At 69.7% G+C, this 11,384-nt stretch carries 15 protein-coding genes; 10 read left to right on the top strand and 5 right to left on the bottom strand.

The window, feature by feature from the left end; all coding sequences use genetic code 11:
- Positions 1 to 37: 37 nt before the first annotated feature.
- Positions 38 to 313, top strand: a complete 276-nt coding sequence (locus VM780_RS09740) for a hypothetical protein (protein ID WP_325447081.1) — start codon at positions 38 to 40, stop codon at positions 311 to 313.
- Positions 314 to 316: 3 nt separating this feature from the next.
- Here VM780_RS09740 and VM780_RS09735 read toward each other — a convergent pair whose 3' ends face one another.
- A complete protein-coding gene (locus VM780_RS09735) occupies positions 317 to 1,027 on the bottom strand; it encodes an SOS response-associated peptidase (RefSeq protein WP_325447080.1) in 711 nt (236 codons plus the stop codon).
- 145 nt (positions 1,028 to 1,172) lie between these two features.
- Here VM780_RS09735 and VM780_RS09730 point away from each other — a divergent pair, with 145 nt between their 5' ends.
- From VM780_RS09730 to VM780_RS09720, 3 genes are all read left to right on the top strand, one after another.
- Positions 1,173 to 1,616 (top strand): NUDIX hydrolase, encoded by a 444-nt coding sequence (locus tag VM780_RS09730; RefSeq protein ID WP_325447079.1) that lies wholly within the window; start codon positions 1,173 to 1,175, stop codon positions 1,614 to 1,616.
- The gene (locus VM780_RS09725; RefSeq protein WP_325447078.1) at positions 1,613 to 2,068 is read left to right on the top strand and encodes a TIGR02301 family protein; all 456 of its coding nucleotides are present in this window, start codon (positions 1,613 to 1,615) and stop codon (positions 2,066 to 2,068) included. Before VM780_RS09730 ends, VM780_RS09725 begins: the two co-directional genes overlap by 4 nt.
- 104 nt (positions 2,069 to 2,172) lie before the next feature.
- Complete coding sequence (locus VM780_RS09720) at positions 2,173 to 2,430, top strand: hypothetical protein (protein WP_325447077.1); 258 nt, start codon at positions 2,173 to 2,175, stop codon at positions 2,428 to 2,430.
- Positions 2,431 to 2,434: 4 nt separating this feature from the next.
- Here VM780_RS09720 and VM780_RS09715 read toward each other — a convergent pair whose 3' ends face one another.
- Together VM780_RS09715 and VM780_RS09710 are read right to left on the bottom strand one after the other, a co-directional pair.
- On the bottom strand, positions 2,435 to 3,067 hold the full coding sequence (locus VM780_RS09715) for a LysE family translocator (RefSeq protein ID WP_325447076.1): 633 nt from the start codon (positions 3,065 to 3,067) through the stop codon (positions 2,435 to 2,437).
- A gap of 121 nt (positions 3,068 to 3,188) precedes the next feature.
- On the bottom strand, positions 3,189 to 4,520 hold the full coding sequence (locus VM780_RS09710) for a dihydroorotase (protein ID WP_325447075.1): 1,332 nt from the start codon (positions 4,518 to 4,520) through the stop codon (positions 3,189 to 3,191).
- Between the two features lie 104 nt (positions 4,521 to 4,624).
- Here VM780_RS09710 and VM780_RS09705 point away from each other — a divergent pair, with 104 nt between their 5' ends.
- Together VM780_RS09705 and VM780_RS09700 are read left to right on the top strand one after the other, a co-directional pair.
- Positions 4,625 to 5,479 (top strand): folate-binding protein, encoded by an 855-nt coding sequence (locus tag VM780_RS09705; protein WP_325447074.1) that lies wholly within the window; start codon positions 4,625 to 4,627, stop codon positions 5,477 to 5,479.
- Positions 5,476 to 6,075 (top strand): DNA-3-methyladenine glycosylase I, encoded by a 600-nt coding sequence (locus VM780_RS09700; protein ID WP_325447073.1) that lies wholly within the window; start codon positions 5,476 to 5,478, stop codon positions 6,073 to 6,075. Before VM780_RS09705 ends, VM780_RS09700 begins: the two co-directional genes overlap by 4 nt.
- A gap of 11 nt (positions 6,076 to 6,086) precedes the next feature.
- On the opposite strand, the gene VM780_RS09695 is transcribed toward VM780_RS09700, so the two are convergent.
- On the bottom strand, positions 6,087 to 7,415 hold the full coding sequence (locus tag VM780_RS09695; RefSeq protein ID WP_325447072.1) for a dicarboxylate/amino acid:cation symporter: 1,329 nt from the start codon (positions 7,413 to 7,415) through the stop codon (positions 6,087 to 6,089).
- A gap of 71 nt (positions 7,416 to 7,486) precedes the next feature.
- On the bottom strand, positions 7,487 to 8,140 hold the full coding sequence (locus VM780_RS09690; protein WP_325447071.1) for a pyridoxamine 5'-phosphate oxidase family protein: 654 nt from the start codon (positions 8,138 to 8,140) through the stop codon (positions 7,487 to 7,489).
- A 140-nt stretch (positions 8,141 to 8,280) separates the two neighbouring features.
- On the opposite strand from VM780_RS09690, the gene VM780_RS09685 reads away from it, so the two are divergent.
- The 4 genes from VM780_RS09685 to VM780_RS09670 all read left to right on the top strand — a co-directional run bounded on the left by VM780_RS09685 (position 8,281) and on the right by VM780_RS09670 (position 11,381).
- Positions 8,281 to 8,835: an HD family hydrolase gene (locus VM780_RS09685; RefSeq protein ID WP_325447070.1), complete on the top strand. Its 555-nt coding sequence runs from the start codon at positions 8,281 to 8,283 to the stop codon at positions 8,833 to 8,835.
- 81 nt (positions 8,836 to 8,916) lie between these two features.
- The gene (locus VM780_RS09680; RefSeq protein ID WP_325447069.1) at positions 8,917 to 9,423 is read left to right on the top strand and encodes a protein tyrosine phosphatase; all 507 of its coding nucleotides are present in this window, start codon (positions 8,917 to 8,919) and stop codon (positions 9,421 to 9,423) included.
- Between the two features lie 8 nt (positions 9,424 to 9,431).
- On the top strand, positions 9,432 to 10,388 hold the full coding sequence (locus tag VM780_RS09675; RefSeq protein ID WP_414652808.1) for an NUDIX hydrolase: 957 nt from the start codon (positions 9,432 to 9,434) through the stop codon (positions 10,386 to 10,388).
- A 99-nt stretch (positions 10,389 to 10,487) separates the two neighbouring features.
- Positions 10,488 to 11,381, top strand: a complete 894-nt coding sequence (locus tag VM780_RS09670) for a LysR family transcriptional regulator (RefSeq protein WP_325447067.1) — start codon at positions 10,488 to 10,490, stop codon at positions 11,379 to 11,381.
- Positions 11,382 to 11,384: the final 3 nt, after the last annotated feature.

Below are 11,384 nucleotides of genomic sequence, written 5' to 3'. Positions count from 1 at the left end.
CTTGATCGGGTGAGACCTTCGTTCTCCGGAGTCGCCCATGACCCGATCCGCCGCAGCCGCGGCGCTCCTGACCGTCGCCTCGCTCGCGGCGACGCAGGCGCGCGCCCAGGACGCCGTCTGCGCTCCGCCTGAAGTCGTGCCCGCCCATTACGCCGAGCAGATCTGCAACCGCGGGGCGACCGGGTTCGTGGTGTGCCGCTGGATCAATCGGCGTCACGACGTGATCGCGCCGGCCGAATGCGAGCCCCGCGTCACGGTCGAAGCCGCGGCTCCCAGCCGTCGCAGTTTCTCAGGCTACGCCCGTAAAGACTGAACGTCAGATCAGCCGCGGCTGAAGCGGCTCCGGCTCCAGGCGGTCGAGCTCGCGCAGCGGCTCCTGCACCTCCGGACCGTCATTGCCCGCCTGGTTCACCCGCGCGCTCACGGCGATCGCCTCGAAGCGTCCTTCCGGCGCAGATTTCAGGCAGCGGAGCGCCAGACTGCCGCCGTCCACACGGGCGTCGAGCCAGGCGTCCCAGTGTTCCGGCTCGAGCACGGCCGGCATGCGTTCGTGGATCTCGGCGAGATCCCGGGCAGCCGGCACGGTGGCGATCGCGAATGAGCGGAGCGCCGAGCCGTCCGCCCGCCGCCACGTCTCCCAGACGCCGGCGAACATGATCGGACGGCGATCGGTGCGCCTGATCAGGAAGGGCTGCTTGAACCGCCCTGCCGCCCGCCATTCGTACCAGCCGTCCGCCGGGACGAGGCATCGTCGCTTCTGCAGCGCGGTGCGGAAGGCCGGCTTCTGCGCCATGGTCTCCGCCCGCGCGTTGAACATCAGCGGAATCGACTTCTCGTCGGGCGCGAAAGGCGGAATGAGCCCCCAGCGCTGAAGCGCGAGGCGGCGTTCGCCCTCCTCCATCAGGACGACCGGACAAAGCTGCGTCGGCGAGATGTTGTACCGCGGCGGGAACTCGACCGCCGGAACGGCGTCGAGCAGAACCGCCAGGGCCTCCCGTGACGTCGTCTGCGCGTAGCGTCCGCACATGCACGGCTTCCCCGATCATCCCGCCTGCGGCTTAATCGCCGCGAAAGCGCGGTCCGCGATCCTTCGACCGGTTGGTGGTTGCACGCGGCGGCGTTCCCGATCAAGAGCGCGTATGGGAGCGTGTCGCCAAGCGACAGGATCGGACGTGAGCGAAGCGACAGACGACCGGCTGCGACCCGCCCGCCCGCTGCTCGCGGCGAGCCTCGCATGTTTTCGTGACGGCGCCGTGCTGCTGGCGCGCCGTGGCCGCGCCCCTTCGCACGGACTGTGGTCGCTTCCCGGCGGCCTGGTCGAGCTTGGCGAGACCGCTCGCGAGGCCGCGGCGCGGGAGCTCTTGGAGGAGACCGGCGTCAGGGCGGAGGTCGTTGGTCTCGCCGACCTGATCGAGGTCGTGAAGCGTGACGAAGCCGGCGTCGTCGAGCGTCACATGGCGGTGCTCGCCTATGCGGGCCGATGGCTCTCCGGAGAGCCTGCCCCCGGCGAAGAGGCGACGGAGGTGGCGTGGCTCGCGCCCGACAGGGTCGGCGAGCTCGAGGCGACCGCGGGCCTTGCGGACGTCGTGCGCCGGGCCGCGGAGCTTGCAGCGTGATTCGCTCCCCGGCGTTGCGCGTGCTTGTCGCCGCCTCGTTCTGCGTCCTGGCCGGCGCTTCGCACGCCCAGCCGGCCGAGCGGCGAACGGCCAAGCCGCCGCATTCCCCGCCGGCCGAAGAGGCGCCACCGCCCCCGGAGCCTGTGGCCCCGCCGCCCTACGAACCTCAGCTGCTGCGACTGGCGGAAGTGCTCGGCGCGCTGCATCACCTGCGGACCGTCTGCGGCGCGACCGACGCCGTGGTGTGGCGGGACCGGATGGCGGCCCTGATCGAGGCCGACGCTCCGACTCCGGAGCGGCGCGACCGGCTGGCCGGCGCCTTCAACGCCAGCTTTCGGACTTGGGCGCGCAGTTATCGCAGCTGCACGCCGGCCGCAGAGCTCGCAGTCAAACGCTTCCTGCAGGAAGCCGCGCGGCTCGCCTCGGAGGTCCGGCAGCGCTACGGCCCGTAGCTTTCGATTCACCTTTTCCCTGCTGCGTTAACCTTTTCTTCGAGAATCGCTCCCCCTCGGCCGCGAAGCCGCTAGGTTTCCGGTGGGTACGAGTAGGGCGATTCATGACACACGATGATTCGACGACGTCTGACGACGCGGTCACCGATGGCCGGCGTGCGGCGCTCGTCTACCTGGACGAGGCCTGGGAAGAGGCGCTGCTCGACGGCATCGCGCCGGACTGCGTGGCGCACGCCGCCTTGTTCGCGGCGCTCAAGGAGCTGGTGATGGCGTTCGGTGAGGAGGCCACGGCCCGGTTCGCCGAGAAGCTGCCGGCGAGCATCCGGGCCGGCGGCTATACGCTGCCCAGCATGCCGCACTGAGAGCTCAGTAGCCGAGCGCCACGCCGAGCAGCACCAGGAAGCCGAAGATCGCCAGCCCGCCCCCTGACAGGGCGTTGATGCGCGCGAGCCACTTCTCGGCGATCCGCTCGCGGAAGTGACTGGCGCCCATCGAAAGCGCGAGCCACCACGCGGCGCTGCCGATCGCCACTCCGAGCGTCAGCAGCGCGGCCGTTCCGAAGTCGCCGGGGTTGTCGCCGATGCCGGCGAGCCCGCCGAAGATCGCAAAGAAGCCGAGCAGCACCGCGGGGTTCGTCACTGTCAGAGCGAACGAGGTGCCGGCTGCGCGCAGGAGCGACGCCGTCGTGTCGTTCGCCGGCTTGCGCGAGACTGCCGTGGGCGCGCAGAGCAGCTTCACGCCGAAGGCGAGAAGCACTGCCCCGCCCACCACCTTCATGACCGGCAGATGGCCCTCCACGAAGGTTGCGGCGGCGGTCACTCCGAAAGCCGCCATCCCGGCGAACAGCACATCGGCCACGAACGCGCCCGCCCCGGCCGCCATCGCGGACATGACCCCGCTGCGGATCGCCCGATGGATGCACATGACGTTCGTGGGGCCGACGGGCGCGTTGACGCCGATCCCGATGAGGATCCCGGTCGCCACGAGCGACAAGTCCATCAAGCGCGCGTTCTCCCGGCTTCTGTTCCGAAGATCGCTTCGAGGCTGGAGCGCCGACGAGCGGCGCACCAGAGAGGCAAGCAAAAACGCGGAACGCAACCCCGGGCGGGTAAACCCCGCGTCAGGGCTTCAGCGTGTCGACGAACTCGACCGGCCGTCCGAGGCCAGCCGAGACGATCTCACCCTCGCGCATGACCTGCCGGCCCCTGATCACCGTCGCCACCGGCCAGCCCGTGACCTCGAGGTCGTCATAAGGCGTCCACTGGCTGCGGGAGCCGATCCACTGATTCGTGATCGTCTCGCGCCGCTTCAGATCGACAATCGTGAGGTCGGCGTCATAGCCGACCGCGATTCGGCCCTTGCGGGCGATGCCGAAGATTCGCGCCGGTCCTGCGCTCGTCAGGTCAACAAAGCGGGCGAGGCTCAGCCGGCCCGCCGCGACATGGTCGAGCATGATCGGCACGAGCGTCTGGACGCCTGTCATGCCTGAGGGGCTCTCCGGATAAGGCCGATCCTTCTCCTCGGGCGTGTGCGGCGCGTGATCAGAGCCGAGCACGTCCACCACACCTTGGCTGAGGCCCCACCAGATGCCGGCGCGGTGCGCGTCGTCGCGGACCGGCGGGTTCATCTGCGCGCGCGTTCCGAGGCGCGCGTAGGCGTCGGAGCCCATCGTCAGATGGTGCGGCGTGGTCTCGACCGTCGCGACGTCCTTGAAGCCGGCGAGGTAGCGCATCTCCTCGGCCGTCGAGACGTGCAGCACGTGCACCTTGGCGCCGTGCTCGCGCGCGATCTTCGTCAGCCGCCGCGTGCATTTCATCGCCGCCTCGGCGTCGCGCCAGACCGGGTGGCTCGAGGGATCGCCCGCCACGCGCAGATCCTTGCGCTCGGAAAGCCGAGGCTCGTCCTCCGAATGGACAGAGACGCGCCGGCGCGTGCGCTTCAGGATCTCGGACACGCCGGCGTCGTCCGAGACGAGCAGCGAACCGGTCGACGATCCCATGAAGATCTTGATGCCGGCGGCTCCGGGGAGCCGCTCCAGCTCGGCGACGTCGCGGGCGTTTTCATGAGTGCCGCCGACGAAGAACGCGTGGTCGCAGTGCATCCGGCCCTTGGCGCGCGCGAGCTTGTCCGCGAGCGCTTCCGCCGTGACCGTCAGCGGATTGGTGTTCGGCATCTCGAACACCGCCGTGACGCCGCCCAGCACGGCGGCGCGCGAGCCGGTCTCGAGATCCTCCTTGTGGGTCGCGCCCGGCTCGCGGAAGTGGACCTGCGTATCGATGACGCCCGGCAGGAGGTGCAGCCCCGCGCAGTCGACGATTTCGCCAGCGTCGGCGCGCGCCAGGTCGCCGATCAGCGCGATGCGGCCGCCGCGCACGCCGATGTCGGCGCGATGCTCGCCGTCCTGGTTCACGACGACGCCGCCCCGCAGGATCAGGTCGAAAGTCTCGGCCATTGTGAAACCTCGTGAGCAGGATCGGCTTGAGACCGGTCTGCGGCGTGGCTACCTTCGCAGCGGGCGGATGGCAACACGGACGGAGAAGCCGGATGCGCGGCGCTATGCTGGACGGACGCGGGCTCCTGAACGTCACCGGACCTACCGCCGGGGCGTTCCTGGACAACCTGCTGACGAATAACGTTTCGGGTCTGGCGCCGGGCCGCGCCGCCTATGCGGCGCTGCTCACGCCGCAGGGCAAGATCATCGTCGACATGCTGGTCTCCCCGGTCTCCGGCGGCTTCCGGCTCGACGCGCCCCTCCCCCTGATCCCCGATCTGGCGCGCAGGCTGACGCTGTACCGGCTCCGCTCCAAGATCGAGATCGAGGACGTGACCGACAAGACCGAGGTCGCCGTGCTGTGGGGCGACGGCCTGCTGCCGCGTGTTGACGGCGACCTGGTCTCGGACCCTCGCCTGTCGGCGCTGGGCTGCCGGGCCTATCTGGCGGCAGGCGACGGCCTGCCGGAGGGCGTCACCCCCGCGAGCGCCGACCATTGGCACGCGCACCGCATCGCTCTCGGCGCGCCGCAGGGCGGCCTGGATTTCGTCTATGGGGACGCCTTCCCGCACGAGGCCTGCCTCGACCAGCTCAACGGCGTCGACTTCAAGAAGGGCTGCTATGTCGGCCAGGAGGTGGTGAGCCGGATGGAGCATCGCGGGACCGCGCGGACCCGCGTCGCGCCCGTGCTGCTCGACGGGCTGCCGCCGGAGATCGGCGCCGCGGTCACGGCCGGCGACAAGACCGTGGGCCGGATGGGCTCCTCGACCGACGGCCGCGGCCTCGCCCTGCTTCGGCTCGACCGGGCCGAAGACGCGCGTTCCGCCGGGGTCCCGCTGATCGCCGGCAACGCCATGCTGACCCTCGAAAAACCCTCCTGGGCGCGTTTCGCCTTCCCGGGCGAGCCGACGGCCGCGTGAGCGACTCCAGTCCGCTGCACGCAGACGGCAAGCGGCGCTGCCGCTGGTGCGGGACCGATCCGCTCTACGTGGCCTATCACGATCAGGATTGGGGCGTGCCGGAGAGCGACAGCCGAGCGCTCTATGAGAAGCTCGTGCTGGATGGCTTCCAGGCGGGCCTCGCCTGGATCACAATCCTGCGGAAGCGGGAAGCATTTCGAGAAGCTTTCGAGGGGTTTCACCCCGATAGGATCGCGAGCTACGGCGAGGCCGAGGTCGCGCGGCTGATGGGCGATCGGCGCATCGTGCGCTCCCGAGCCAAGATCGAGGGCGCGGTGAAGTCCGCGCGCGCGTTGTTGACGATGCGCGAGCGGGGCGAGGAGTTCTCTGACTACCTCTGGGGCTTCGTGGATGGCGAGCCGATCGTGAACCGCTGGGCGTCGCCCGCAGAGGTCCCGGCGTCGACGGCGTTGTCGGAAGCGCTCTCCAAGGACCTGAAGCGCCGCGGCTTCGCCTTCTGCGGACCGGTGATCGTCTACGCCTTCATGCAGGCCGTCGGCATGGTCAATGATCATCTGGTCGACTGCCACCGCCACGCGGAAGTGGCGGCCGCCTGACTTCTGCCGGGCTAGACCTGGACCGGGCGCTCCGGGAGCGCTCTCTCGGCGCTTCTTGGGCCGTTAAGCTCGGCGTGCAGCCTTCGCTCGTCGAGCGCGCCCTCCCACTTCGCCACCACCAGCGTCGCGACGCCGTTGCCGACCAGGTTGGTGAGCGCCCGCGCCTCGGACATGAAGCGGTCGATGCCGAGGATCAGCGCGATCGCGACGGTGGGGATGTGCTCGACTGACTGGAGTGTGGCCGCCAGCACGATGAAGCCGGACCCCGTTACCCCGGCCGCGCCCTTCGAGGTCAGCAGCAGAATCGCAAGGATCACGATCTGCTGCCACAGCGTCTGCTCCGTGTTGGTGGCCTGCGCGAGGAAGATCGCGGCCATCGTTAGGTAGATGCAGGTGCCGTCGAGGTTGAACGAGTATCCGGCCGGGATGACGAGGCCGACGACCGACTCCTCCGCCCCTGCCCGCTTCATCTTGTCGAGCATCCGCGGCAGCACCGATTCCGAGGAGGAGGTGCCGAGCACGATCAGCAGTTCCTCGCTGATGTAGCGAACGAACTTGAAGATCGAGAAGCCGGTCGCCCAAGCGACGATCCCGAGCACGCCGAAGATGAAGATCAGGCAGGTGAGATAGAACGCGCCCATCAGATAGGCGAGCGGCGCAAGCGCCTGCAGGCCCTGCGATCCGATGGTGAAGGCCATGGCGCCGAACGCGCCGATCGGGGCGGCGCGCATCACGATGGCGACGATCCGGAAGAACACCTCCATCGTGCCGTCGATGAGCTCCATCACCGGTCTGCCGCGCTCGCCCAGCGAGTGCAGCGCGAACGCAAACAGGATCGCGATCAGCAGCACCTGGATGATCTCGCCCTGCGCGAAGGCGCCGACCACCTGGTCCGGAATGATGTGCAGGAAGAAGTCGGTGACCGTCTGGTCTTTTGCGGCCTGCTGGTACTTGGCGACGGAGGCGGCGTCGAGCGAGGCGGGGTCGACGTTCATGCCGGCGCCGGGCTTCAGGACGTTGACGATGACGAGGCCGATCACCAGCGCGATGGTGGTCAGCGCCTCGAAATAGATGATCGCCTTGAGGCCGACCCGCCCGACTTTTCGCATGTCGCTCATGCTGGCGATGCCGTGCACGACGGTGAGGAAGATAATCGGCGCGATCAGCATCTTCACGAGCTTGATGAAGGCGTCGCCGAACGGCTTCATCTGCTTGCCGACGTCAGGCGCGAAATAGCCGAGCGCGATGCCGAGCGCGACCGCGATCAGGACCTGGACGTAGAGGATCGCGTACCACGGCCGCGCCCTGGCCGGCGGGGCCGCTTCGGTCGTTATCGCCATGTCCGATGTCTCCGCTTCACGCCGCCGTGACGGCCCGCCGCGGGCACAACTAGGTCAGAGCTGAAGGGCGATCAGGTCTCGCCCGCGGCTGTCTTGGCTCCGTACTCCTCCATCGTCAGCGCGCCCGCCTCGGCGGCCGGCTCTCGGTCGCGCGCAGGGAGGTGGGGCTGCACCCAGTCAATCCGCTTCCATTCCGCCAAAGGCTGGTCGCCGGTCGCCTCCGGCACGTGACGCGAGGTCTCGACCTTGCGGTAACGGTGGATGTAGCGGGCGCAGTTGACGAAGGCGTCGGTGACGCGGATCCGCAACGCGTAGGCCGCGCCCGGGAAGCTCGCGACCAGATCGCCGTCGCGCACGACCTCGGCCTCGCCCTGGACGCGCAGCCGGTGCGGCGTCTCGAAATCGATGAACAGCATGCCGACCGAATGGGTCGTCGCGATATTGCCGGCCGACAGGAACATGCCGTTGCCGTCATAGCCCGGGAAAGCGAGCGTCACCGGATCGAGCACGCGGACGAAGCCTGTCGCGCCGCCCTTGTAGGACACGGTGGGCTTGCCCTCGCCGTCGACGGTCGCGAGAAAGAACATGTCGCGGCTGGCGATGAACGCCTGCTCCTCGGGCGTGAGTTCGCCATGGATCAGGTTCCGCCGCCACAACTCCGCAAGACCACGCGAATCGTGTTCCTCCTGGAGCGCGAGATGCTCCGGTCCATAGGTCACGGTCATCGGTGATCTCCCTGCGTCGCTTGTTCTTTTCGGGCCGCCTTGCGGCGGCCGCTGTTCGTAAGACCAATATGGCAGATAAGCTTTCCCCCTCCTCAGCCGCTTCGCGCAAGAGCCCCGCGCCGCCCCGGGCGTGGCAGCGCATGCTGTCCGGCCGACGGCTCGACCTGCTCGATCCCTCGCCGCTCGACGTCGAGATCGCCGACGTCGCCCATGGCCTCGCCCGCGTCGCTCGCTGGAACGGCCAGACCGCCGGCGAGCACATCTTCTCGGTCGCGCAGCACTCGCTGCTGGTGGAGGAGATCGCGCGGCGCCTCGCTCCGGACGCGGACGCGCGCGCCTTGTTGACCGTCCTGCTGCACGACGCGGCCGAATACGTCATCGGCGACATGATCAGCCCGTTCAAGGCGGTCCTGGGCGGCGAGTACAAGGCCGTCGAGAAGCGGTTGATGGCCGTCGTGCATCTGCGCTTCGGGCTGCCGCCGGAAGCTCCTCCGCCCACGCTGAAACTGCTGAAGCGGGCCGACGCGACCGCCGCCTTCCTTGAAGCCACGCGGCTCGCCGGCTTCTCCATCGAGGAGGCGCGGAGATTCTTCGGAAGGCCGGAAGGCGCGCCCGCCAATGTGGACCTGACGCCATGGCCGGCGGCTGACGCCGAGGCGCGCTTCCTCGACCGGTTCCATGCGCTTCTGCCCTGACGCGCGGGTTCTCCGCAGGGGCCGCGACCCACGCCGATGGTCGCCATGTTCCGGCGCGGCGGCCCGGACTAGGCTTGCGCCGTGATCGCCGTTTGTCCGCTCTCCAGGCTCGCTGAAACCATCGTGGCCGCTCGCGCGCGGCGCGTGCTCTCGCTGCTGTCGCTCGAGATGGCGGCCCCGAGGCTTCCCGGAATCGCGCCGGAAGATCACCTGACGCTGCGGTTCCACGACATCGTCGAGCCCACGACCGGGCACGTGCACCCTTGCGATAACCATGTCGCCGAGGCGCTTGCCTTCGCGGCCGGGCCTGACCCCATCGTGGTGCATTGCTACGCCGGCATCAGCCGTTCGACCGCGATGGCGTTCGCGATCGCCTGCGCCCGTGAGCCGTCACGGGACGAGCGGGACCTCGCGGCCGCGTTGCGGCGCGCGAGCCCGATGGCGACGCCGAACCGCCTGATCGTGCGGCTGGCCGACGACGCCCTTGGCCGACAAGGCCGGATGGCGGCGGCGATCGCCGCCATAGGCCGCGGCGAGGACGCTTTCGAAGGCGCGCCGTTCACGCTCGCTCCGGCCGCCACGCCGTGAGCGAAGGCGTGACCATCGGCATCGACCTGTCCGCCGCGGTGGTCGCGGTGGAGCGGGACGCGCCCGAGATCCTCGTGGCGCGCGCGCACGACCGTCTGGCTTCGCTGCCCGCCGGCCCGTTCGATCCGCGCCGGCGCCGGACGCTCGAGATCGCCCTCCGCGCCTCGGTCGCCGAGCAGACCGCCCTCGAGCTCGGCTATGTCGAGCAGCTCTATACGTTCGGCGACCGCGGCCGCGTCGCGGGCCCGGACGAGGTCGGCCCGCACACGGTCTCGATCGGCTACCTCGCGCTGACGCGGCGGCCGCGCGACGGCTCCGCCCTGGCGGCCGCCGGAGCGGCCTTCAGGCCGTGGTACGGCTTTTTCCCCTGGGAGGACTGGCGGCGGCGCAGGCCGGAGGTGCTCGACGCCGAAATCCTTCCCGCCCTCAGCCGCTGGACCGCGGAAGCGCCCGAGGCCGAGACCGGCCGCGATCTTCCGCGACTCGTCCGGGCGCGGCTCTGCTTCGGCTTCGACGGCGCGCCCTGGGACGAGGAAAAGGTGCTCGACCGCTACGAGCTTCTCTACGAGGCAGGACTGGTGGAGGAGGCCCAGCGCGACGGCCGGCCGGCGGCGCTTGCGCGCGGCGAACTGCCCCGCCTCGGCGAGCCGATGCAGGCGGACCACCGCCGGATTCTGGCCACCGCGATGGGCCGCCTGCGCGGCAAGCTCAAATACCGGCCGGTGGTGTTCGAGCTGATGCCGCCGCGGTTCACCTTGACGGCCCTGCAGCAGACGGTCGAGGCGATCGCCGGCCGCAAGCTTCACAAGCAGAACTTCCGCCGACTGGTCGAAAGCGCGGCGCTGGTGGAGCCGACCGGCGCGGCCGAGACCGCGACAGGCGGCCGCCCGGCCAAGCTCTATCGCTTCCGCCGCGAGGTGGTGGAGGAGCGACCTGCGCCGGGCCTCCGGTTCGGCCGTTACTGACGCCGGCGCGCGTCGTGGTCGCGCCAATGACTTTCGTCGCAGATTGGGCTAGATCGCTTGCACGCGCGCAATCGCGCAATCTTCAGGGCCACTCCCTTCATGCTTGCTTGGGACGATTTCCGCCTTGTGAAGGCGATCTCGGAACGGCGCTCCCTCGCCGGCGCCGCTGAATTCCTCGGCGTCAACGCCTCGACGGTGTTCCGCCGGCTCGGCGCCCTGGAGGACAGGCTCGGCGCGCGGCTGTTCGAGCGCGGCCGCGCGGGTTACGGCCTGACGCCGGCCGGCGAGGAAATGGCCGGAATCGCCGCCCGCATGGCGGACGACATCATCGCCTTCGAACGGCGCGTTTCGGGACAGGACCTGGCCCCCACCGGCGAGCTGCGCGTCACGACCAATGACACGCTGCTGATCCACGCCCTGACGGATGTGCTCGCCGGCTTCCGCAAAGCCTATCCGGAGATCACGCTCGACATCGTCGTCGGCAACGCGGTGCTGAACCTGTCGAAGCGCGACGCCGACATCGCGCTGCGGGTGACGGCCTCGCCGCCTGAGACGCTCGTCGGCCGCCGGCTCGCAGGCGTCTTCTGGGCCGTCTATGGCCCGTCGCCGCTGAAGCCCGTCTCGACCATCGAGGAGCTCGACGACCTGCCCTGGATCGGCCCCGGCGACATCCTCGCGCCGCTGCAGCGCTGGCTGCGCGACGTCGTGGGCGAGCACAAGGTGGTCTACCGCCTCTCGACCGTGCTCGGCATGGCGGAGGCGATCGGGGCCGGGGTCGGAGTCGGACCCCTGCCCTGTTTCATCGGCAACCGGTTCCCGAACCTCGTCCGGCTCTACGATCCGCCCGGCCAGCAGCCGCCGGGCCTATGGATCCTGACCCATCCGGACCTGCGGTCGAGCGCGCGCGTGCGCGCCTTCATGGACTATGTGGCCGTCGAACTCGCCAAGCGTCGCCCCTGCTTCGAGGGCGTGAAGGAATGCGAGGCGGCGTGAGCC

This window comes from Hansschlegelia sp., from assembly GCF_035538955.1.
Classification (GTDB): domain Bacteria; phylum Pseudomonadota; class Alphaproteobacteria; order Rhizobiales; family Methylopilaceae; genus Methylopila.
This window is presented reverse-complemented; position numbering and strand designations above follow the sequence as displayed.

Excerpts from the sequence above, each read along its gene's own strand:
- VM780_RS09740 (WP_325447081.1), top strand. The coding sequence starts at position 38 with ATGACCCGATCCGCCGCAGCCGCGGCGCTCCTGACCGTCGCCTCGCTC.
- VM780_RS09735 (WP_325447080.1), bottom strand. The coding sequence starts at position 1,027 with ATGTGCGGACGCTACGCGCAGACGACGTCACGGGAGGCCCTGGCGGTT.
- VM780_RS09720 (WP_325447077.1), top strand. The coding sequence starts at position 2,173 with ATGACACACGATGATTCGACGACGTCTGACGACGCGGTCACCGATGGC.
- VM780_RS09715 (WP_325447076.1), bottom strand. The coding sequence starts at position 3,067 with ATGGACTTGTCGCTCGTGGCGACCGGGATCCTCATCGGGATCGGCGTC.
- VM780_RS09710 (WP_325447075.1), bottom strand. The coding sequence starts at position 4,520 with ATGGCCGAGACTTTCGACCTGATCCTGCGGGGCGGCGTCGTCGTGAAC.
- VM780_RS09705 (WP_325447074.1), top strand. The coding sequence starts at position 4,625 with ATGCTGGACGGACGCGGGCTCCTGAACGTCACCGGACCTACCGCCGGG.
- VM780_RS09695 (WP_325447072.1), bottom strand. The coding sequence starts at position 7,415 with ATGGCGATAACGACCGAAGCGGCCCCGCCGGCCAGGGCGCGGCCGTGG.
- VM780_RS09690 (WP_325447071.1), bottom strand. The coding sequence starts at position 8,140 with ATGACCGTGACCTATGGACCGGAGCATCTCGCGCTCCAGGAGGAACAC.
- VM780_RS09685 (WP_325447070.1), top strand. The coding sequence starts at position 8,281 with ATGCTGTCCGGCCGACGGCTCGACCTGCTCGATCCCTCGCCGCTCGAC.
- VM780_RS09670 (WP_325447067.1), top strand. The coding sequence starts at position 10,488 with ATGCTTGCTTGGGACGATTTCCGCCTTGTGAAGGCGATCTCGGAACGG.